This window comes from Pseudomonas sp. GW823-FHT03E05 (assembly GCF_058796855.1).
Genome location: NZ_JBXAJB010000001.1, coordinates 152,594 through 174,017, shown reverse-complemented (window position 1 = coordinate 174,017; position 21,424 = coordinate 152,594). Strand labels below are relative to the sequence as shown.

Genomic DNA, 21,424 nt, shown 5'->3' with positions numbered 1-21,424 from the left:
GCCCAGGGTTATTCCACGACCGGTATTTATTTTCCTGCGGCTGGAATAACCTGCTGTGCGGCGCGTCTTCCTAGCCTCAAGCCTAGTGACTGGCCCAGCATCCGCAGGATTTCATGAACGATCTCGACCAACAGCTACGCCCGCTGATTCCAAGGCTGCGCCGCTTTGCCCTGTCCCTGACGCGCCAGCCCAGCAGCGCCGACGATCTGGTGCAGGCCTGCCTGGAACGCGCCCTCGCCGGATGGACCGAGAAACGCCCCGAAGGCGACCTGCGGGCCTGGCTGTTCGCCATCCTCTACCGGCAGTTCCTCGATGCCCACCGGCGTTCCCGACGCTACGCGCGGATGCTGGAGTTCTTCACCGGCCGTGACGACAGCCAGCCCTCGGTGGAGCGCACGGTGATGGCGCAATCGACCCTGGAAGCCTTCGACCGCCTGAATGCCGAACAGCGCGCCCTGCTGCTCTGGGTGTCGGTGGAAGGCTTGAGCTACAAGGAGATCGCCGAGATTCTCCAAGTGCCCACCGGCACCGTGATGTCGCGCCTGTCCCGGGCCCGCCAGGCCCTGCGCCAACTCAGCGACGGCGAAATCAGCAGCCCTTCTCTACGGATACTCAAATGATCAGCCTGCCCCCCAGCGACAGCGACTTGCACGCTTATGTCGACCACCAACTCAGTGAGCAGGACCGCCGGCTGCTGGAACACTACCTGGCCAGCCACCCGCAGGTGGCGGCCCGGGTCCAGGCCTGGCAGCAGGACGCCCAGCACCTGCGGGCGGCCCTGGGTGGTGCCCTGCTGCAGCCGGCCAACCCGGCGCTGGACCCTGTGCAGATCCGCGCGCGCCTGAAGCAACGTAGCCTGCGCCGCCTGGCCAGTGCCGCGGTGCTCCTGGTGGCGGTGGGCGTGGGCGGCCTGAGCGGCTGGCAGGCGCGGGAACTGACCCTGGCCGGCAGCAGCGTGCTGCCCATGACCGACGCCCTGCAGGCCTATCGTCTGTTTGCCGAGCAGGGCATGCTCCCCGCGGACTTCAAGGTACAGGGCAATCAGAGCATGCAGGCCTGGCTGGACCGCTACTTCACCCAGGCCAGCCCATTGCCGGATCTGCAGGGGGCCGGGTTCAGGGCCGTCAGCGGGCGCCTGCTGAGCACCGAGCAAGGCCCGGCGGCCATGGTGCTGTACGAGGATCGCGAGGGGCGCAAGGTCAGCTTCTACATCCGCCCGCCAGGGCCGCAGAACAAGCTGCTGCCCCCGGGCAGCCGCCGCGAGGGCCCGTTGCAGGCGCAGTACTGGTCCGGCCAGGGCTACAACTACGCCATGGTCGGCCCGGCGGAAATTCCCCTGTAGCCCTCAGAAGCCCACGTCCAGCACCACGTTGTCGATATAGGTGCCGGCCGGCGGGGTGCTCTGGTCGGTGTAGATCCTGGCGTTGTAGTTGAAGATCTGGCTGCCGGTGCCCAGGCCGTTGCCGGGGTTCACCTCGGCATCGGTGCTGGAGCGCCGGGCACTGCCGACACTGCCCCAGCGGGTGCTACCGGCACTCTTGAAGATGTCGTAGGCCAGGTAGTTGCTGCCGGAAATCATCTGCCTGCGCCCCCCCGCACTCACCGGGTGCTGGCCGTCGCTCAGGCCCACGGTGTAGGCACTGCCCTTGGTGCAGGCCAGGTTGATGGTCTGCCCGGTCACCGTCGCGAAGGCGCTGATCACCGGCGCGCTGCCGAAACTGATGTTCGGCGCAGTGATCACGCAATCGTTGGACACCGTCATGTTCACGGTCAGGCTCTGGGTACCGCTGCCGACATCCCGGCCCAGACAGATCCCCAGGGCGCCGATTCCGGAGCAATAGTTCCAGCTCCAGAGAATGCTCAGGTTCTCGGTATAGACCCCCGCCGCAACGTTGCTGCCGGTGAGCGTACCCAGGTAGATGGGCACCGTCTTGGCCACGGTCGGGCTGCCCAGCAGGCCCAGCAGATCGATGATGGAATTGCGGGCGAAGTCGAACTGCACCCCGCGGGTGATCGGATAGCTGGTGCTGTTGTTGGCGTACAGGGTGTAGCTGATGACGTCGCCGGTAGGTCCCACCATGCCGCTGGTGGTGGAGGTGATGGTGGCGTAGAAATGATCGTTGCTGGCCAGAATGCTCAGCAGCGAGCCGGTACAGCTCAGCCCGGCATTGGTGGTGGAGGCCGGCTGCGAGGTGGTGCGCACCAGGATCGAGCTGACGGTACCGAAGCCTGCCGGCGCGGTCGGGACCGTTGTGCACAGTGCCTGGGCCGTGCACGACAGCACGCTCGCCAGCAGCCCCAGTATTGCCTGTCGCCATCCCTTGCCCGCATTCACACGCCACGCTCCTTGATCCGGTGATACCGCCGTTACTGACAGACCAGCGGGCCAATCAACGGCACCTGCTGCTGTTGCATGTCGATGTCGAACTGCGCCCGGCAGGTCTTGCCGTCGGCCAGTTCCACGTGCAGGGTGTTTTGGGGCGCGAGGTTTTCCAGATAGACCAGCCCATCCCAGCCGACCACCGTCCGCGCCCCGCTCTGCTCATGAGTGACGTTGCTGCCCAGGGGCAGCTCGCGCTGCTGGGCGTCCACCAGCACCACGCTGGCGGCAATGATCCGGGTCAGCGGAAACTCCAGCAGGTAGCCGCTGCCACGCCGCACCGCCACCCGCTGCTCGACATTCGGGCTCTGCACGTTGGCCGGCAGGTTCAGCGGATCGATCTCGTACTTGCCGCGGTAATAGGCGCTGCTCCAGGGCACCAGCAGATGGCCGTTCTTGTCGGTCTGGCCCACCAGCTGGTTTTCATAGCGCACCGGGATGTCCTTGTAGCCGTCGGTACTGACCACCACGAAGGCGTCGTCGATCTGGTTGGCGGCGAACACCTGGCGGTCCATCCACACCAGTGAACCGCTGGCATCGGCCCAGCGGGTCTCGGCATCGCTGGTGCCATAGACCCCGGCCTGCAGGCGCACCGACTGCAGGCGCCAGGTCACATCGGCCTGGCGATAGTCGGCGCCACTGCCGGTGGCGTAACCAAGGTTGTAGCCAACCCCGCCTTCGATCGGCACCGAGCGGCTGAAGTTGACCCGCTGGCGGTTTTCCCCGGTCTTGCTGCGCTCGTTGCTCAGGCTCAGGCTGCCGTGCAGGTCGAAGGGGATCACCAGTTGTGCCTGCATGGCCCAGTGGCTGTCGCCGATCTCGCGGTTGGCCGACAGGTAGAAGCTGCTGCTGTGCCACAGCGGCTTGCTCCAGGTCAGGTTCAACAGCCGGGTACGGGTCGAGTCGGCTGCGCGCACGTCGAAATAACCGGCGCCCAGGCTGCCGAAGCGCTCCAGGTTGAGGCTCAGGGTCAGTTGCTCGCTACGCTGGCTGAGGCTGGTGTAGGGGCTGTCGACCACCGTCAGGTCGGCGTACTGATCACGCCGCTGCACCCGCTGGTAGGCGACGCTGTAGCGCTGGCTGCTGTACTGATAGCCAAGGCTCAACTGCTGGCCGCCGTCGCCGTCGAAACGGCTCTGGCTGACGGCGGTATTGATCACCCCGAACTGCCCCAGCCGCAGGTTGCCGCCGACCCCGCCCAGGGTCAGGGAGTCCGAGGCTTCGGCATGGCCTTCCAGGGTCAGGCTGTCGCTCAGGCCGTAGCGCAGGCTGCCGGAAGTCACCCCCGGGCCATAGCCGAAGTCGCGCAGGGTGTAGTCCCGGCGCAAGGTACCCGCGGCCACCGAGAAGTCCGTCAGGCCCTTTTGCAGCAAGGTGCTGGTGACGTAGAACGGCACCGTGGTAGACACCTGCCGGCCAAGGGCATCGGTGGTGACCACCACCGCTTCGCCGGCGCCGTTGATGAAGGGAATGTTGGTCAGGGTGTAGGGGCCGGGCTGCAGGTCGGCGCTGCTGGATTTGTAGCCGTTGATGAACAGGTCCACCGAGGACGGCACCGCTGCTTCCCCGGCGAACTGCGGCAAGGGATAGGTCACCAGGTCCGGACGCACCGAGAAATCCCGGGACAGTTGCACCCCGCCCAGGCGCACCGAGTTGCTCCAGGGCAAGGCGCCACTGATCAGGTCACCGGCCTCGTAGGTCAGCAGGCGTTCATCGTCGGAAAAACGCCAGGTGGTGTCATAGCGTCGGTAACCGTTGTTCAGGGAGCTGTTCCCAACCCCCGACAGGGTCTGGCGGTACTGCCCGGTGTTGGACAGCGTGCCCCAGGAGTCGAACAGCCGCACCTCGTTCCAGGCCGCCAGGTAGGTGCCGCCGTCATCGGTGTCGTTGAGGTACAGGTCGTAGTTGAGCAACCCGCCGAAGCTGATCAGGGCCGGGGTCCGTGGGTAGGCCTGGCGGCTGCCGATGAATTGCTCCGGCAACCAGTCGGGCGGCACGTCCAGCAGCAGCCGCTGGCCCTGGCTGTCGTAGTCGCTGTGCAGGCCCGGCAGGCTGTCCAGGTCGACCTCGGCGCCCAGCCCCTCGGGCAGCTTGATCCCGGTTTCACGTAGGGTCTGCGCCGGCAGAAACAGCCGGCCGGAGCGCTGCTCCACCGCCACCACCTTCCCTGTGTTCATCTGATTGATCACCAGTTCCAGAAACAGCTGTGCATCGGCCATCGACTCCAGGCTGCTGGGCGGCGGCGGCAGTTCGCCCGCCGGCACCTCTGCGGCCAGCATCAGGCTACACAGGCCGGTCACCAGCCCTTGCCACCTGCGAAAACGCCGAGCCGGGTCCTGGCTCATTGCGGGCTCAAGTCCATCTATGGACATCTCCATCCCGGGGCGGATGCGCCACCGCGCTCACATCCGTCCGTACCTCTCCCCACCGGCCGTCCGACTGGCGGCCGCGTTGCGCCCGGGGCTCAGTGCGTAGGCGCCAGGTCCTGTACCTGCGGTGCTCCATTGACCCGCAGTTGCAGGGTCGACTCGGCCGCCAGGGTTTCCGGCACCGGCCAGCGCATCACCGCCCCGGGCAACACATAGCCCAGCAGCCCAGGCGCCACGGGCCGGGCCTGCCCGCCCTGCCTGAAGGCCACATCGGTCAGGCGGGCGTGCACCGCGCCCTGGTTGCGCAGCTCGAAAAACGTCTTGCCGTCCACTGCCACCTTGCGCCAGCTCAGGTCCGGCACGCCGGCCCCCTTGGGATCGCGCGGACGGGAGGTGTCTTCCTTGCTCCACAGCCCGGCGCCATAGGCGAACAAAGGCACCGAGTAGCGCATCTGGAAGCGGATCGCTGCCGCACTCTTGGCATCCCCTTCCGGGGTGATGGGCTTGGCCGAGGGAATCTCGTCGATGATGATCCGGTACGCCAGCTCCTGCCCCGGTGGCACCTCGCGGGTGCGGGTCAGGCGTACCAGTTGCTTCTGCCCCGGCTCGATCTTCGCCACCGGCGGGCTGCCGATGACATCGCGCTGGTTCTGGTACTGGTCGGCAAAGCCGCTCTGGCTCCAGGCAAACACCCGGATCTGCAGGTTGGCGGTCTCGGTACCGCGGTTCTCCAGCCACAGCGCGCTGGCCTGCTGATCGGCCTCCAGTACCGGGTCGATCGGCCAGATCAGCACCGAACTGGCGGCCTGAACCCTGGGTACAACCGCCAACAGCCCCGCCAGGATCAGATAACCGGTCCCCCGCATGCCCTGCAAAGGTAAATGCATACTGCTACTCCTTGTCCGCCTGCCGGCTGGTTATGAATGCGCCCCATCACCACGACAGCTGCACCTGCAGCACATCGCTGTACGTCCCCCCAGGCTGATTGCCCGGCAACTGCACCTGCCCGTAGATCGGCAGGCTGATGTTATTGGCATCGCTGTAGGCCACGGCCACGCTCTGACCTATCCCCAGGCTCTGGCTGTAGCCCGCATCGCGAAACAACTGATAGGCCACCCGCGCACTACCGCTATTGAGCTGCATGTGCCGGCCACTGCTGTTGTACTGGCCTCCGTCCACCGTCATGTTCAGGGTCACCCCCGGCGTGCACTGCAACTGCACGCCCCCGGTGAGCGCCACTCTGACCGTGCTGGTGGACAGCGCCGACTGGCTGCCGAAGGCCAGGCTGCCGTAGTTGCTGACGCCCCCCACCACCAGGCACCCGGCGGTGATGGTGGCGCTGACCTGGAAGCTCTGGCTGGTGGCCGCAGCGATCCACCCCGGCCAGGCACTCGCGCAGGCCAGGAGCAGCAGCGCACAAGCGTGGCTGGCCATGGCATCAGAAGGTCAGTTGCACGGACACCGTATCGGTGTAGGTGCCGGCCGGCAGCCCCGCCTTGCCCACCGCCTGGCCATAGAGGTTCACGGTTTGCGCCACCCCGGTGCTTGGCGCCAGGTTGATCACGCCGTTGATCGCGACGATCTGCGAATGCCCGGAGTCGGTGTACAGGTCATAGGGCACATAGTTGGCCACCCCGTCGAACAGGGCCCGGGTGCCACCGGTGGACTTGCCGTCATTGGCGCCGCCCTGGATGGTCAGGGTCGGCGTGGTGCCGGTGGAGCAGAGGATCGACAGCGCGCCGCCACCGCCGCCCAGCACCTGGCCGGTGGCCGTGGTGAACAGGCTGTTGGTGGTGCCGAAGTTCAGGGCACCGAAGTTCAGCCCGGTGCTGCCGCCGACGCCGTTGACCTGGCAACTGCTGGTGAGGATCAGGGTCGAGCTGATCTGCCCGGTGACCGTGGTGGCGGCATTGGCCGTTGAAGCCATGACCAGCCCCAACAGAGGCCAGCCGATTCTGGATACAAGCGCGTGCATGATGTGTGTCCTCTCATGGTTTACCAATCCAGCGTGATGGTCAGGGTGTCGGTGTAGAGCCCTGCCGGAACCGCGCGGGTATTCGCGACCACAGAGCCGAACACCGGGATGGGAATCCGTCTGCCGCTGCTCACTGCGAAATTGCGCTGCTGGCCGATGCTGTAGCTGTCGCTACCGGATGCATCGACGAACAATCGATAGGGGATGGTCTGGCGGCCATTGCTCAAGCGCCGGGTCGTGCCGTCGCCGTTGAGGCCGCCATTGATGGTCACGGTGAAGCCGGTGACCGAGGAGTTGCAGGCCACCTGCAGCTGGCCCTCGGCGCTGTTGGTGAGGCTGGCCTTGATCGGCGCGACCCAGGTCGGGCCCTGCTGGCCGAAGTTGAGCATGCCCGGGTCGCCGATCGGGCTGGCAGACGGATCGCCGCCGCTGCTGACCTGGCAGGCAGCGGTAATCACCAGGCGTGCCTGGATCTGCCCGCTGATTGCCGCCTGGGCGTCGTCCGCCAACAGGCACAACGAACCCAGGGCGACAATCGTCCAGGTCCTGCCTTTCATTGCAGCCATCCCAGTTCCATCAGGACTCCCACATGGGCCGTTCACCATGAACCGCCCTCCCTGCTCTGCCCCGTTACTGGTGGCAGCATTCATGCCCCGGCCCTACCAGGTCAGGGTCACTTTCAATACATCGGAATAACCGCCGGCCCGGGGGATCTCGGCCAAAGGTTCGATACGCCCGTACAAGGGCAGGTCCACCGTGCCGGAATCCGGCACCCGACCACTGACCGGTACATTCACCGGCAGCGGAATCCGCCGGGCCGGGTCCTGGTAGAGGCGATAAGGAATGGGTTTGCCGGCCCGGGTGTTGCTGGCCAGGTAGCGCACCTCGCCGACGCCACCGTGCAGGCCGCCGTCGATGCGCATCTGATAGGGGGTATCGGGGTTGCATTCCAGGCGCGGCTGGCGGCTGCCCGGCAGTGCCGCCGACAAGGGCCCGGCCGGGTCGTCCAGGCGCGCGGTGCTGCCGAAGTCCAGGGTACCGAGCTGTTCGATCCCCGCTTCGCGCTGCTGGCCGACCAACTGGCAGCCACGCAGCACATCGACCCGGACCTGCACCTGCAAGTCCGCGGCCCCTGCTGTCGCGCTGAGCAATGCGCTCATCACTGCCACACCCTTATATCCATTCAAGGCCTCAATCCTTATGAGGAGCATTCGCTGAAGTCAGGTTAGCAACCCGCGGGGAAACCGCCAGTTAGCGTATTAATTGCTCACGGCATGAGCGCTGCGCCAGGACGGCTGTAGCCATGCCTTTTCGAGATGACTGGCCGGGGCATTTTCTATTGGTTAAATTGGCGCGCCGCTCTTAAGGTGAGCGGCCTGGAACCATCGGGGTAATCACCATTGGCCGCTTTACCGCCAAAACCTGCACAGACTCGATCTCCCTGGCGTCGCCTGTTCGCCAGGCCTGCCCGCCGCCCGAGCGCCGCTGGCGCGCTGATCCATGACTACTTTCGCCATAAGGCCCTGGACCTGGGCTACACCCTGAGCCATGGCCAGTTGCAGGTGATCGAGCGCATGGGGCAACTGGCCGACGCCCTGGAGCAGGCCACCCCGCAGGCGCCGAGCCTGTACCTGTATGGCACCGTGGGGCGGGGCAAGAGCTGGCTGCTGGACGGCTTCTTCCGCGCCCTGCCCATCGACGAGAAACAGCGCCTGCATTTCCATGACTTCTTCGCCCAACTGCACCAGGGCATGTTTCGCCACCAACAGCAGGCCGATGCCCTGGAAACCACCCTGGATGAGCTGCTCCGCCAGTGCCGGGTACTGTGTTTCGATGAGTTCCATGTCCACGACATCGGCGACGCCATGCTCATCACCCGGCTGTTCAAGGCCCTGTTCAAGCGCGGCATCGTGCTGCTGGTGACCTCCAACTACGCCCCCGAAGGCCTGCTGCCCAACCCGCTGTACCATGCCCGCTTCAAACCGGTGATCGAACTGATCAACGCGCGCATGCAGGTCATGGAAGTCGGCGGTGCCGAGGATTACCGGACCCACGCGCAAACCCACGAACAACAGGCCTTTACCCGGGGGCAGTATCTCTGGCCCGGCACCGCGGCCCAGCGCCAGGCGCTCAAGCTGCCCGAACGCCACGCCCCGGCAACGCTGCTGCAGGTCGGCAGCCGCCAGCTGACCACCCGCCAGCGCCAGCAGCGCAGCATCCGCTTCGAATTCAACGACCTGTGCCAGCAGCCCACGGCAGTCATGGACTACCTGGAACTGAGCCGCCAGTTTGACACCTGGATCATCGATGAACTGCCGCCACTGGCGGAGTGCTCGATCGCCGCCCAGCAGCGCTTCATCAACCTGATCGACGTGCTCTACGACCAGGACAAGCGCCTGCTGCTGATCGGCCAGCGCCCGCTGGCCGAAAGCCTGGGCGGCCACGCCATCGACCTGGCCCGCACCCGCAGCCGCCTCGGGCAATTGCAGGAAATCGGCCCCGAGCACCCGCTTGAGCAGGTAGCCACATGAGTTCGATCAGCTTTTGCGAGCTGGTGTGCCTGCACCTGCAAGATTCAACCCTCCAGCACTCCCGGCTATTTGGCCTGGAGAGTTTCTCGGCAGCCGAACTGGCGGCCAAAGGCTATGAGCGGGTCGGCGAGCCCCAGGACTTTCACCAGTATGAAAAACGCTGCACGACGCGCTACCACCAGCGAACCCTGGAGGTGCTGTTCAAGTGCTACTTCCTTGACCGGCAACGGGTCGGCAGTGGCTTCAACCTGGCCCCCGGGGCCCGCCTGACGTCGGTGCTCAAGTACAGGAAACGCCTTGCGGCCCAGCAAAACCTGCCCCCTTCGCAGTTGGCGTTCCATTTCTCGGACGACAAGCAGGAAGGCGCGGTGATTCTGGATGACCGGCACGTCATGCGTTTCAACCAATGGAGCCGCCAAGGCGCCTACCTGCTTGCAACCCTGGAGAGCGACTTCGACCTGGAAAGCCCGCTGGGCAGAGCCGCCACCGGATCGGTAAAAAATACCCTGGAGCACCACAGCCTGGAGTCGATGCTGGCTGAGGCCGGGAACTCCAGGCAACCCGCGGCATTTCGCCGGCTGGCTGGAGCACTGCAAGATGCAAGCATTTGACCGCCAAGAGATTTACCGACTGGCAGAGGCACTTTTGCGCGCCATTGAACATGCCCAGCCGACGGCATTGGCGGCAGTTGGCGTGAGCCCGGCCATTTATGCAGAAATCCTCGAAGAGCTGGACAGCTCGGGAGAACAGGCCCGGGACCTGACCCTCGCGCCCTATGACCTGGCATTCCAACCGGACCGCAGCGGCCGGGTCGCCCTGGACCTTTACCCGCTGGGCACCGAGCCATCGATCATGAGAGTGGCCTGCCAGCTGTGGTCCAAAGGCCGCAAGACCGACCTGACCCTGATTGCCGACTACGTTCAAGGAGCGGGCGCGTTGGCCTTCAGGCTGCTGGAAACCCAATAGCCCCCATCCCATGGCCGCTCAGGCAGCAAAAACCGCCGAACTGCTTTATTCTGCCCGCCTTTTTCTTCTTTCGAGTGTTGACGCTGTTCATGGATACCCTTGCCCAACTGCGGGCTGGCCAACTGGCCGGCATCAAGCGCCTGGACCTGTCCTGCGGGCTGACTGAGTTCCCCCGGGAAATCTTCGATCTGGCCGACTCCCTGGAGATCCTCAACCTCAGTGGCAACGCCCTGAGCAGCCTGCCCGAGGACCTGCACCGGCTCACTCGCCTGCGCATCCTGTTCTGCTCGGACAACCGGTTCAGTGAAGTACCGGCCTGCCTCGGCCAATGCCTGCAACTGAGCATGATCGGCTTCAAGGCCAACCGCATCGAGCGGGTGCCGGCCGCCGCCCTGCCACCGCAGCTGCGCTGGCTGATCCTCACCGATAACCGCATCGCTGAGCTGCCGGAAGAACTGGGCCAGCGCCCGCTGCTGCAAAAACTCATGCTCGCCGGCAACCGCCTGACCCGCCTGCCCGAAAGCCTGGGCCAGTGCCACCGCCTGGAACTGCTGCGGATTGCCGCCAACCGCCTGACCGAGCTGCCGCCCTTCCTCCTCGCCCTGCCGCGCCTGACCTGGCTGGCCTATGCCGGCAACCCGCTGGAGTCGGAAGCCGATGCCACGGCCCTGGAATCCACTCCGACCACCCCCTGGAGCGAACTGACCCTGGAACAGCGCCTGGGCGAAGGCGCCTCGGGGGTGATTCACCAGGCGCAATGGCAGCCCGCCGGGCAACCGCCGCGGGCGGTGGCGGTCAAGCTGTACAAGGGCGAGATGACCAGCGACGGCTCGCCGCTGCATGAAATGAACGCCTGTATCAGCGCCGGGCTGCACCCGAACCTGATCCGCGTCGAAGGACGCATCCTCGACCACCCCCAGGGCCAGAACGGCCTGGTGATGCAGTTGATCGACAAAAGTTTTGCCAACCTTGCAGCGCTGCCCAGCCTGGATTCCTGCTCCCGGGATATCTACCCGGACGACGCCCGCTTCAACGCCGACGTAACCCTGGGCATTGCCCGCGGCATCGCCTCGGTGGGCGCGCACCTGCACGCCCAGGGCATCACCCATGGCGACCTCTATGGCCACAACACCTTGTGGAACGCCCAAGGCGACTGCCTGCTGGGGGATTTTGGCGCAGCGTCCTTCCATGCCCAGGACGACACCGTGCAAAGCCGGGCGCTGCAACGCCTGGAAGTGCGGGCCTTCGGCATCTTGCTGGAAGAATTGCTGGAGCGCGGGGATGGCTCGCTGAGCCTGGGGCAACAGCAGAAACTGGCGGCGCTGGTGCAGCGCTGCTGCCAGCCGGAGGTACTGGCGCGACCGGGCTTTACCCAGGTCTGCGAGGAATTGGCGGGGCTTTAAAACAGCTTCGCCGGCCAGCCGGCTCCTACAGAGGTATGCAGGAGCCGGCTGGCCGGCGAATCGCCTTAGCCTGCCAGGCCGACGAACATGTCCTGCACGTCGTCATGGTTGTCCAGGCCTTCGAGGAACGCCTCGACTTCAGCCATCTGCTCATCGCTCAGGCCGCTGACCGGGTTCTTCGGCTGGTAGCCAAGCTTGGCCGAAAGCACGGTGAAACCTTGCTCGGGCAGGGCTTTCTGTACCGCATCCAGGTCCGCAGGCTCGGTCAGGAACAGGGTCGCGCCCTCTTCGCCCGGCTCGAAGTCCTGGGCTCCAGCCTCGATGGCGGCCAGTTCCGGATCGGCGTCCGGACTGTCCGGCGAGGCCTCGATCATGCCCACGTGGTTGAAATCCCAGGACACCGAACCCGAAGCGCCCAGTTGGCCCTTGCGGAACGCCACGCGGATTTCCGCCACGGTACGGTTGATGTTGTCGGTCACGCATTCAACGATCAGGGGTACCTGGTGCGGGGCAAAACCTTCGTAGGTCACGCGGTGGTACTGCACGGTCTCGCCCAGCTGGCCCGAGCCTTTCTTGATGGCACGCTCCAGGGTCTCGCGGGGCATCGAAGCCTTTTTCGCCTGTTCCACCACCAGCCGCAGGTGGGCGTTGGTGGCGGTGTCGGCGCCGTTACGTGCGGCGATGGTGATCTCTTTGACCAGCTTGCCGAAAATCTTGCCCTTGGCATTGGCTGCCGCTTCTTTGTGTTTAACCTTCCACTGTGCGCCCATTACTCACTCTCTTGATCTATGGCGTCGAGTTGGATTTGGCCGACGCGATGGGCAAGTTTATACGTCCTCAAGGCCCTGATCGACCAAAAAGTCAGTGGCCGGCAGGCTTCAGCCCTTGTCGGCCTTGCCGGCCGCCGCAGCGAAACGCGCCAGGCGCACATCCAGGTGCCGCGGCCGGCGCCCGTGGTCCTCGGCCCGTTCCTTGCGGCGGATGGCGTTGCGCACCACCAGCGAACCCAGGTAGCGGATCGGCTCCGGCGGGAAGTAGCCCAGGGGGCCATTGACCAGCGGCGAGCGAGTCCAGGGGTTGTCCAGCCCCTGCACCAGGGAGGCGAGGATCTGCCCGCCCATATGGCAGGGGCCGACGCCGCTGCCGGAATACCCGAAACCGTAGAACACATTGCCCGCGCGGCTCATCTGGCCGAAGAACGGCAAGCCGGTCACCGAGCGATCCGACGGGCCATTCCAGGTGGCCGCCACCGGCACGTCGGCAAAGGCCGGGAAGAACTGCCCCAGGCTGCGCTTGAGCAAGCCGGCGTAGGGCGACGGCTGGTCGAACACCGGCAGCATCCGCCCGCCATAGGCGAAGGTGTTGCCGCCCTTGCCGAGCATGATCCGACCGTCCGGGGTGTTGTGGTAGTAGTGCACGAAGATCCGCGAATCCAGCACCGTCACGCCGCTGGTCAGGCCGATCTGCTGCAGCAGTTGGGGCCGCGGCTCGGTGATCAGCATGTCGCTGGAAACAATCGCCACGCTGCGCTCGAATTGCGGGAAGGCTCGGGCCATCCAGGCATTCATCGCCAGTACCACGCGCTCGGCGCGGATCTGCCCCAGGGGCGTGCGCAACAGCGCCGGGCGCCCCTCCTCCAGCCCGGTCATGGCGGTGTTCTCGTGAATCCTCACGCCCAGTTGCAGGGCCACCCGGCGCAGCCCGCGCACCAGCAGGCCCGGCTGTACGCTGGCCGCCGCCGGCGAATACCAGCCCTCCAGATGCTGGCTGGAACCGGCCATGCGCTGCACGTCGGCCAGGGGTCGCTTGTCGAAGGAGTTGATGCCGCGGCGCTCCAGCGCAGCGATCACGCCATCGGTGGAGCCGACCTGGGCCGGGTTGGTGGCCGTGTACAAAGTGCCGTCGAGGCGGTACTGGGCATCCACCCCGTAGCGCTCGCAGAAGGCGCCGATGGCATAGATGCTCTGCTCGGATTCCTTGACCAGGCGCACGGCCTCCTCGACACCGAACAGCCGCTCCAGGGTGAAGTACTTGGCCGACCAGGACAGCGCACAGCCACCGTTGCGCCCACTGGCACCGGCGCCGCAGATATCCGCCTCGATCAGCAGCACGTCCAGCCCGGGGTTCTGCTCCTTGAGCATGATGGCGGTCCACAGCCCGGTGTAGCCGCCGCCGACAATCGCCACCTGGCAGGTCGTGTCGCCCGACAGTGGCGGGCACGCCGGTGAGGGTTGCTGTTGCAGGGCCTGTTCCAGCCAGAAAGGTCGCATGGTGAGTCTCCAGGTAAAAAACGGCGAGTGGGTTCGCTGGCAAGCCTGCTCCTACAAGCCTTCGTAGGAACCGGTTTGCCGGCGAAGAGGCCCGAAAGTCAGGTACGCAGCGGTTTGATCAGCAAAGGTCCATTGGGAACGAGTGCGCGCACCGGCTCGAGCCCTTGGGGCCGGCTGTTCCAGTACGGCACCAGCACCAGGGCCGAGACCAGGGCGCAGGCGGCAAACACGATGAACACCGTGACCGTGTCGAAGTAACCCAGCAGCAGGCCACCCAGCACCGCGCCCACCGAGCCGCAGCCATTGACGAAACCGGCCGCGGTGGCCCCGGCCTTGGCCGAGCCGAAGTCGATGGCTGCAGCGCCACAGATCATCGAGTCCGGCCCGTACAGGGTCAGGCCCATGAAAAACAGCAGGGCCATCACCAGCACGACGCTGCCGGTATGCAGAGCGCCCATGAACAGCGCCAGGGACAGGGTCAGCGCCAGCAGGCTGATGACACAGGCCGGCATGCGCCGGGCGCCGAACAGCTTGTCCGAGGCCAGGCCGATCATCACCGGCCCCAACAGCCCGGCCAGCTCGAAGCTGGTGGGCACGATCGCCGCCCCCACCTTGCCCACCGAGGGCATCTGTTCGTAAACGATCACCGGCCCCCACAGCAGGATCGCGTAACGCGCCGGCTTGAGCAGGAAGTACGACAGCCCGAGGATCAGCACCGTGCGGTTGCGCAGGATCTCGCGCAGCGGTTCCCAGACGCTCATGCGCCGTTCGGCGGCGTCTTCTTCGGCGCTCTGCGGGGGCAATGGCTCCACGGCCGGCAGGCCCACGTCCTCCGGGGTATTGCGCTGGAAGATGAAGAACAGCACCGCGGTCAAGCCCACCACCACCGCGCTGGAAATGAACGCCGCGTGCCAGGTGCCGATCAGCGTATAGGCCCACCAGCCGGCAAAGGGCGAGGCCACCAGGCCGCCGAAGGCGTAGCAGGAACTCCACAGCCCCAGCACCCTGCCGCGCTGCCCGGCGGGAAAGAAACTGCCGATGTTCTTGCACAGCCCCGACCAGCCCGTGGACTGCGCCAGCCCCTGGACCAGCATGCAGGTGGCGAACACCGGCAAGGTGGCGAAGCTGCCCATCACCAGCGCCGCAGCGGCGGAAATCAGCAAGCCGCCCAGCACCACCACCCGCGGGCCGAAGCGGTCGGCGAAGATGCCCCAGGTGAACTGCCCCACGGCGTAGGCCGCCAGGTAGATGGCGTCGAGGTTGGCCATGGCCATCTTGTCGAGGGTGAAGTCGGGATCGTCGGCGATCCCGAGCTTGGCGACGGAAAAGGCTTTGCGGGTGAAGTAGAACGCCGCGTAGGCGATCCAGGTGATGGCGAAAATCTGCACGCGCCAACGTTTGATGGTGCCGATCTGCTTGTTCATTGTGGTTCTGACCTCAGGGTGAGTGTGCCGGCAGGATGCGAAGCAAACGCCTGTGTTTTTTATTCTTGAGCACTGCAGCAGGGCCCTCGCGGCGGGCGCTGCTGGTCAGATGAGTCCTGTTGCCGGCCCGTTTCGGGGGCCGAAGCTGCACACACAGGCATCAGGGCCCGGTGCCGGTCGACCGACCGGTCACTAGGCTTGCAAGGATGGAAGCAATTACTGACTAATAAATGAAATCGATTTATCGTATTTCAAATATAAGCTCAGCTTGTAAGAGGTTTGGCCCATGTCGGTTTCCCACGCCCAATTGAAAGCCTTCCACGCCGTGGCGGTGCACGGCAGCTTCACCCGGGCGGCCGAACGCCTGTACCTGACGCAGCCGGCGATTTCCGACCAGGTGCGCAAGCTCGAAGAGCGCTTCGGGGTGCTGTTGTTTCATCGCAACAAGCGCTCGGTGCGCCTGACCGACCTGGGCGAGCGCCTGCTGGCCATCACCCAGCGCCTGTTCGTGGTGGAAGCCGAAGCCAAGGAGCTGCTGCAGGAGTCCCGGGCCTTGCAGACCGGCAGCCTGGTACTGGCGGTGGATGCCCCGGTGCATGTGCTGCCGCAGATCGCCCGGTTCTGCGAGCTGTACCCCGGGATCAATGTGAAGATCGAAACCGGCAACACCGATGAATCGCTGCTGCGCCTGTTCAATTACCAGGCCGACCTGGCTCTGCTGGGGCGGGCCGTGGACGACGAGCGCCTGCTGTCTCTGACCCTGCGCAACGACCCGATGGTGGCGTTCGTCTCCCGTCACCACCCCTGGGCCGGCCGCCAGTCCATCTGCCTCGCCGACCTGGACGACACGCCCCTGGTGCTGCGGGAGGTCGGCTCGGTAACCCGCCAGACCCTGGAAGAGGAAATGAACCGCGCCGGCCTGCGCATCCGCCCGACCATCCAGGTGGAAGGTCGCGAAGCCGCGCGCGAAGCGGTAGTGGTGGGCATTGGCGTGGGGGTGGTCTCGGCGGCGGAGTTCGGCGCCGACGCCCGGGTCTGCGCCCTGCCGATCGTCGACTGCCAGCGGCGCCTGACCGAAACCCTGGTGTGCCTGCGCGAACAGAGTTCGCGACGGATCGTCGCCACCTTCCTCGACCTGGTACGCGAAAGCCTGGCCTCCCCCACCGCCCTGTAGGAACCGGCTTGCCGGCGAAGGCAATCTCCCAGGCACCACTACCGTAGGAGCCGGCTTGCCGGCGAAAGCGATCCCCCAGACACCGCTACCGCAGGAGGCTGGCTTGCCGGCGAAGGCGATCTTTCGGGCCTCTTCGCTGGCAAGCCAGCTCCTTCAAGAGTGGAGGTGGGCTCAGGCTGGAGCCAGGGCGAAAAACGCCTGGATCAGGCGCAGGTCCCGGCGCCGCTCGATGCAGCCGATCATGTGCCGGTTGACCAGCCCCGCACCGCGGATCGGCACCGTGCGCACCCGCGGGTCGTGGCCAACCTCCACCGAACTGACAATGCCCACCCCCAGGTGCGCCGCCACCGCCTCGGTCACCGCTTCGCGGCTGTCCAACTCCAGCAGCACCCGGGGCTGGACCTGGGCCAGCCCACAGGCCTCATCGAACGTCCGGCGGGTGATCGAACCCGGTTCGCGCAGCACCATGATCACCTGGTCCAACTGCTCGATGGCGACGCCCTCGGCCAGTTCCAGCCAAGGGTGCCCATCGGGCACCAGGGCACAGATCCGCGACTCGCCCAGGCTTTGCAGATGCAGGCCCTTGCGCGGCTCGACCTCGGTCAGCACCGCCACGTCGGCATGCTCGGACAACAGCGCCGCCAGGGTTTCCTGGGCATTGCCCAGGCGCAGGTTGACCGTCACCCCCGGGTAGCGCGCCCGCAGGCTGGCCAGCATCGGCATGACCAGATGGGGGCCGTCCGCTGCCACTTCCAGGCGCCCGGTGAGCAATTGCCGGTTGGCCTCGAGCATGGCCTGGGCCTCTTCCGCCAGGCCGAACATGGCCCGGGTAATGGCCGCCAGCTTGATGCCCTCTTCGGTCAGTTCCACCCGGCGCGCAGTGCGCCGCAGCAAGGTGATCTGGTAATGCTCTTCCAGGGCCTTGATATGCCCGGTGACCGCCGGCTGGCTGATGAACAGCCGCCCGGCGGCCCGGGTAAAGCTGCCTTCCCGGGCCACGGCGTCGAATGCGCGGAGTTGAAACAGGTTCATAGCTATCGGCCTCACTGATGGCTGGCATAACAACAAACAATTTGATTGATGACAAGGCAAACTGCAATTTAGTCCCCGTAGCGTCATCCCCACCTTTTCGAGGACACAGCATGAGCATCGCCGAGCCAATCCTGCTTACCCCCGGCCCCCTGACCACCTCCGCCCGCACCCGCCAGGCAATGCTGGTGGACTGGGGTTCGTGGGATGACCGCTTCAACCAGCTGACCGCCAGCCTGTGCCAACAGCTGCTGGCCATCATCCAGGGCGCCGACAGCCATCACTGCGTGCCCCTGCAAGGCAGTGGCACCTTCGCCGTGGAAGCGGCCATCGGCACCCTGGTGCCCCGCGACGGCAAGGTCCTGGTGCTGATCAACGGTGCCTACGGCAAGCGCCTGGCGAAGATCTGCGAAGTGCTCGGCCGGGATTTCAGCACCTTCGAAACCGCCGAGGACCAGCCCACCACGGCCGCGGATGTCGAGCGCCTGCTCCAGGCCGACAGCAGCATCAGCCACGTGGCGCTGATCCACTGCGAAACCAGCACCGGTATCCTCAACCCGCTGCCGGAAATCGCCCAGGTGGTGGCCAGCCATGGCAAGCGCCTGATCATCGACGCCATGAGTTCCTTCGGCGCGCTACCCATCGATGCCCGGGAGATCCCCTTCGATGCGCTGATCGCCGCCTCCGGCAAATGCCTGGAAGGCGTGCCCGGCATGGGCTTTGTCTTCGCTGCCAAGGCGTCCCTGGCCCAGGCCGGCGGCAATGCCCATTCCCTGGCCATGGACCTGCACGACCAGCACAGCTACATGGCCAAGACCGGCCAGTGGCGCTTCACCCCGCCGACCCACGTGGTCGCCGCGCTGCACGAAGCCCTGCTGCAATACGCCGAGGAAGGTGGCCTGCCGGCGCGCCACGCCCGCTACGCCGACAACTGCCAGACACTGCTCGATGGCATGGGCGAGCTGGGCCTGCGCAGTTTTCTGCCGGAAGCGATCCAGGCACCGATCATCGTCACCTTCCACGCCCCGAAAGATCCCCGCTACCAGTTCAAGGATTTCTACGAGCGGGTCAAGGCCAAGGGTTTCATCCTCTACCCGGGCAAGCTGACCCAGGTCGAAACCTTCCGCGTGGGCTGCATCGGCCATGTCGACCGCCGCGGCATGCAGGCTGCCGTCACCGCCATCGCCGAAGTGCTGCAAGAGATGGAAGTCCTCGACATCTGACTCCCCACCGAGCCTGTAGGAGCGAGCTTTCTCGCGAATCAGGCGACGCGATACAGAACCTTTTTTGCGAGCAAGCTCGCTCCTACACAGGCATCGAAACCATGAACTACAGCAACCCTTCTCAGCTGCAAGCGGCGATCCTCGACTGGGCCGGCACCGTGGTCGACTTCGGCTCCTTTGCCCCGACCCAGATCTTTGTCGAAGCCTTCGCCGAGTTCGATGTGCAGGTGTCCATCGAAGAAGCCCGCGGCCCCATGGGCATGGGCAAGTGGGATCACATCCGCACCTTGTGCGACCTGCCGGAGGTGGCCGAGCGCTATCGCAAGGTCTTCGGCCGCACCCCGACTGACGCCGATGTGACCGCTATCTACGAACGCTTCATGCCGTTGCAGATCGAGAAGATCGCCGAGCACTCGGCGCTGATCCCCGGCGCCCTGGAGGTGATCGCCAAGCTGCGTGGACAGGGGATCAAGATCGGCTCCTGCTCCGGCTACCCCAAGCAGGTGATGGACAAGGTGGTAGCCCTGGCCGCCACCAACGGCTACACCGCCGACCACGTGGTGGCCACCGACGAAGTGCCCAACGGCCGCCCATGGCCAGCCCAGGCCCTGGCCAACGTGATCGCCCTGGGCATCGACGACGTGGCCGCCTGCGTGAAGATCGACGACACCGTACCGGGCATTCTCGAAGGCCGCCGCGCCGGCATGTGGACCGTGGCGCTGACCTGCTCGGGCAATGCCCTGGGCCTGACCTACGAAGGCTACCGGGCCCTGGCCAGCGACACCCTGGCCAGCGAGCGCAAGCGCATCCACAAGCTGTTCGAGGCTTCGCGCCCGCACTACCTGATCGACACCATCGCCGACCTGCCCCAGGTGATCGCCGACATCAACCAGCGCCTGGCCCGGGGGGAAATGCCCCAGGGCAACTGATTCAGGCGCGGGGCAATATTAAAAAACGGCGGTGCCTTCGGGGCCGCCGTTTTTTTCATAACCGCCCACCGCCCCGGCGCTGCACAGGGGGGCAATAAAAGCCGCTACAGCTCCAGGCAGACCGGCATAAAGCGGATTACAGTTAAAGCACTCCGTCGCTCAAGAACGGAGGCTTCAGACCTGATGACCGAGGATGTCCCGTATGCCCTGGAAAAACACTGAGTCTCGCTACAGCACCATGACGATCGCCCTGCACTGGTTGATGCTGGTGCTACTGGCCGTGGTTTACGCCTGTATCGAATTTCGCGGCATCTTCCCCAAAGGCAGCGGTGGTCGCACGCTGATTGTCGAAGCCCACTTCATGCTCGGCCTGACAGTGTTTGCGCTGGTCTGGCTGCGCCTGTTCGCTCGTGCCCAGGGCGTAGCGCCGAAGATCCTGCCCACCCCGCCCCACTGGCAACGGCTGCTGTCGACCCTGATGCACTGGGCGCTGTACCTGTTCATGATCGCCATGCCGATCCTCGGCTGGCTGACCACCAGCGCCAAGGGCCATCAGGTGATGTTCTACGGCCTCGACCTGCCGCTGCTGCTGGCCGAGAACAAGCCACTGGCCAAGCAGCTCCAGGGCTGGCACGAACTGCTGGGCACGGTCGGCTACTGGCTGATCGGGCTGCACGCCCTGGCCGGGCTCTATCACCACTACGTGATGCGCGACAACACTCTGCAACGCATGTGGCGCAAGCGCGGTCAGGCCTGAGCCAACAGCCCGCGGCGGCCCTGCAGGCCGCCGGTATGCACGAAGATCAACCGGCAACCCGGGGCGAAACGCCCGGCCTGGACCTGTTCCTGCAAAGCCAGCAGGGCCTTGCCGGTGTACAAGGGTTCAAGCGGTAGAGCGCATTGTTGTTCAGTGAGCCGGATAAACCCGCTTAACACTTCATCGACCTTGGCAAAACCGCCGCGGCTGCTGTCCAGCAGTTGATAACCGCCGCGGCCCTGCCCGGCCTCTTGCAAGATCCCCTCGACCTGCTGCGCCACCCCGTGATCCTCGGGGACCGCCAGGGCGCCGTAGACCGGATGCGCTCCGGCCTCCGCCAGCACCAGCCCGGCCAGGGTAGTGCCCGTGCCGGCGGCCAGCCACCAGCCGTGGTAGTCGCTCCAGCCCAGGCTGGGCAACTGCCGCCGCACCTGATCGCGCAGGGTCATGCAGCCCGCTGCGCCGGCCAGGCCACCGCCACCTTCCGGCACCGGGTACAACTCCGGATACCTGGCCTGCCAGGGCGTCCAGAAACCCGCCTCGTGGCGCGCGCGATAACCGCCATAGCCCAGCCAGTGCAGGCGCATGCCGAAAGCTTGCAGGTCGAGCACCGTCGGTGTGTCCTGTGGATGGCCACGCAACAGACCCACGGTGGGAAAGGCAAAACGCCGGCCAGCAGCGGCCAGCGCATGCAGATGATTGGAATGGGCGCCCCCCAGGCTGATGATGCCGTGGGCACCGGCGGTGCGTGCCGCCGCCAGGTGTTCGGTCAGCTTGAACCACTTGTTGCCGCTGATCAGCGGGTCGATCAGGTCCAGGCGCAGCACCGCCACCTCGACCCCGGCCCGCGACAGCCAGTCCAGCTCCAGCCGTTGCAGCGGGGCGTGGGGTAACCAGTCGAAGGATTCGGGGAAGGACATCGGCAGCGGGGGTTCGGGGAAGAAGCTGCGCAGTCTATCAGCTCCAGGCCCAGGCTCATCCTTGTAGCCGCTGC

22 protein-coding genes are annotated in these 21,424 nt (G+C 65.7%); 10 read left to right on the top strand and 12 right to left on the bottom strand.

Features of this window, described 5'->3' with window-relative positions:
• The first annotated feature begins 113 nt into the window (after positions 1–113).
• Entirely contained in the window at positions 114–620 is a 507-nt protein-coding gene (locus AC1RCO_RS00730) for an RNA polymerase sigma factor (protein ID WP_011062234.1), read from the top strand.
• Positions 617–1,342: an anti-sigma factor family protein gene (locus AC1RCO_RS00725; RefSeq protein WP_019095137.1), complete on the top strand. Its 726-nt coding sequence runs from the start codon at positions 617–619 to the stop codon at positions 1,340–1,342. Before AC1RCO_RS00730 ends, AC1RCO_RS00725 begins: the two co-directional genes overlap by 4 nt.
• Positions 1,343–1,345: 3 nt before the next feature.
• Here AC1RCO_RS00725 and AC1RCO_RS00720 read toward each other — a convergent pair whose 3' ends face one another.
• The 7 genes from AC1RCO_RS00720 to AC1RCO_RS00690 all read right to left on the bottom strand — a co-directional run bounded on the left by AC1RCO_RS00720 (position 1,346) and on the right by AC1RCO_RS00690 (position 7,884).
• Positions 1,346–2,335 (bottom strand): Csu type fimbrial protein, encoded by a 990-nt coding sequence (locus AC1RCO_RS00720; protein WP_011062236.1) that lies wholly within the window; start codon positions 2,333–2,335, stop codon positions 1,346–1,348.
• Positions 2,336–2,367: 32 nt separating this feature from the next.
• Entirely contained in the window at positions 2,368–4,725 is a 2,358-nt protein-coding gene (locus AC1RCO_RS00715) for a fimbria/pilus outer membrane usher protein (RefSeq protein WP_492617225.1), read from the bottom strand.
• A 119-nt stretch (positions 4,726–4,844) separates the two neighbouring features.
• Entirely contained in the window at positions 4,845–5,636 is a 792-nt protein-coding gene (locus AC1RCO_RS00710; protein ID WP_492617224.1) for a fimbrial biogenesis chaperone, read from the bottom strand.
• 46 nt (positions 5,637–5,682) lie between these two features.
• Entirely contained in the window at positions 5,683–6,183 is a 501-nt protein-coding gene (locus AC1RCO_RS00705) for a Csu type fimbrial protein (RefSeq protein WP_015636326.1), read from the bottom strand.
• A gap of 4 nt (positions 6,184–6,187) precedes the next feature.
• Positions 6,188–6,724, bottom strand: coding sequence for a Csu type fimbrial protein (locus AC1RCO_RS00700; RefSeq protein ID WP_015636327.1), 537 nt, complete (start codon positions 6,722–6,724; stop codon positions 6,188–6,190).
• 20 nt (positions 6,725–6,744) lie between these two features.
• Positions 6,745–7,281, bottom strand: coding sequence for a Csu type fimbrial protein (locus tag AC1RCO_RS00695; protein WP_011062241.1), 537 nt, complete (start codon positions 7,279–7,281; stop codon positions 6,745–6,747).
• 102 nt (positions 7,282–7,383) lie between these two features.
• On the bottom strand, positions 7,384–7,884 hold the full coding sequence (locus AC1RCO_RS00690) for a Csu type fimbrial protein (protein WP_015636329.1): 501 nt from the start codon (positions 7,882–7,884) through the stop codon (positions 7,384–7,386).
• A 240-nt stretch (positions 7,885–8,124) separates the two neighbouring features.
• Between AC1RCO_RS00690 and zapE the strand changes: the two genes are divergently transcribed.
• The 4 genes from zapE to AC1RCO_RS00670 all read left to right on the top strand — a co-directional run bounded on the left by zapE (position 8,125) and on the right by AC1RCO_RS00670 (position 11,624).
• The gene (zapE, locus tag AC1RCO_RS00685) at positions 8,125–9,255 is read left to right on the top strand and encodes a cell division protein ZapE (RefSeq protein ID WP_492617223.1); all 1,131 of its coding nucleotides are present in this window, start codon (positions 8,125–8,127) and stop codon (positions 9,253–9,255) included.
• Entirely contained in the window at positions 9,252–9,866 is a 615-nt protein-coding gene (locus AC1RCO_RS00680; RefSeq protein ID WP_169893234.1) for a hypothetical protein, read from the top strand. Before zapE ends, AC1RCO_RS00680 begins: the two co-directional genes overlap by 4 nt.
• On the top strand, positions 9,853–10,221 hold the full coding sequence (locus tag AC1RCO_RS00675) for a hypothetical protein (RefSeq protein ID WP_262212467.1): 369 nt from the start codon (positions 9,853–9,855) through the stop codon (positions 10,219–10,221). The genes AC1RCO_RS00680 and AC1RCO_RS00675 overlap by 14 nt, the downstream gene beginning before the upstream one ends.
• Positions 10,222–10,310: 89 nt before the next feature.
• Positions 10,311–11,624 (top strand): leucine-rich repeat-containing protein kinase family protein, encoded by a 1,314-nt coding sequence (locus tag AC1RCO_RS00670; RefSeq protein WP_492617222.1) that lies wholly within the window; start codon positions 10,311–10,313, stop codon positions 11,622–11,624.
• A 65-nt stretch (positions 11,625–11,689) separates the two neighbouring features.
• Here the strand turns inward: AC1RCO_RS00670 and AC1RCO_RS00665 are convergent, their stop codons facing one another.
• The 3 genes from AC1RCO_RS00665 to AC1RCO_RS00655 all read right to left on the bottom strand — a co-directional run bounded on the left by AC1RCO_RS00665 (position 11,690) and on the right by AC1RCO_RS00655 (position 15,318).
• Entirely contained in the window at positions 11,690–12,394 is a 705-nt protein-coding gene (locus AC1RCO_RS00665) for a YebC/PmpR family DNA-binding transcriptional regulator (protein WP_011062247.1), read from the bottom strand.
• 108 nt (positions 12,395–12,502) lie between these two features.
• Positions 12,503–13,894, bottom strand: coding sequence for an FAD-dependent oxidoreductase (locus tag AC1RCO_RS00660; protein ID WP_011062248.1), 1,392 nt, complete (start codon positions 13,892–13,894; stop codon positions 12,503–12,505).
• 98 nt (positions 13,895–13,992) lie between these two features.
• The gene (locus AC1RCO_RS00655; protein ID WP_492617221.1) at positions 13,993–15,318 is read right to left on the bottom strand and encodes an MFS transporter; all 1,326 of its coding nucleotides are present in this window, start codon (positions 15,316–15,318) and stop codon (positions 13,993–13,995) included.
• A 286-nt stretch (positions 15,319–15,604) separates the two neighbouring features.
• On the opposite strand from AC1RCO_RS00655, the gene AC1RCO_RS00650 reads away from it, so the two are divergent.
• Positions 15,605–16,492, top strand: coding sequence for a LysR substrate-binding domain-containing protein (locus tag AC1RCO_RS00650; protein ID WP_011062250.1), 888 nt, complete (start codon positions 15,605–15,607; stop codon positions 16,490–16,492).
• A gap of 171 nt (positions 16,493–16,663) precedes the next feature.
• Here AC1RCO_RS00650 and AC1RCO_RS00645 read toward each other — a convergent pair whose 3' ends face one another.
• Entirely contained in the window at positions 16,664–17,524 is an 861-nt protein-coding gene (locus AC1RCO_RS00645) for a LysR substrate-binding domain-containing protein (protein WP_053152736.1), read from the bottom strand.
• Positions 17,525–17,634: 110 nt separating this feature from the next.
• On the opposite strand from AC1RCO_RS00645, the gene AC1RCO_RS00640 reads away from it, so the two are divergent.
• From AC1RCO_RS00640 to AC1RCO_RS00630, 3 genes are all read left to right on the top strand, one after another.
• Positions 17,635–18,744, top strand: coding sequence for a 2-aminoethylphosphonate--pyruvate transaminase (locus AC1RCO_RS00640; RefSeq protein WP_019095128.1), 1,110 nt, complete (start codon positions 17,635–17,637; stop codon positions 18,742–18,744).
• A gap of 101 nt (positions 18,745–18,845) precedes the next feature.
• The gene (gene phnX / locus AC1RCO_RS00635; protein ID WP_015636337.1) at positions 18,846–19,673 is read left to right on the top strand and encodes a phosphonoacetaldehyde hydrolase; all 828 of its coding nucleotides are present in this window, start codon (positions 18,846–18,848) and stop codon (positions 19,671–19,673) included.
• Positions 19,674–19,875: 202 nt separating this feature from the next.
• Positions 19,876–20,430 (top strand): cytochrome b, encoded by a 555-nt coding sequence (locus AC1RCO_RS00630; protein ID WP_011062254.1) that lies wholly within the window; start codon positions 19,876–19,878, stop codon positions 20,428–20,430.
• On the opposite strand, the gene AC1RCO_RS00625 is transcribed toward AC1RCO_RS00630, so the two are convergent.
• Positions 20,421–21,350, bottom strand: coding sequence for a 1-aminocyclopropane-1-carboxylate deaminase/D-cysteine desulfhydrase (locus tag AC1RCO_RS00625; RefSeq protein WP_152686316.1), 930 nt, complete (start codon positions 21,348–21,350; stop codon positions 20,421–20,423). The two genes, AC1RCO_RS00630 and AC1RCO_RS00625, sit on opposite strands and share 10 nt — an antisense overlap.
• Positions 21,351–21,424: the final 74 nt, after the last annotated feature.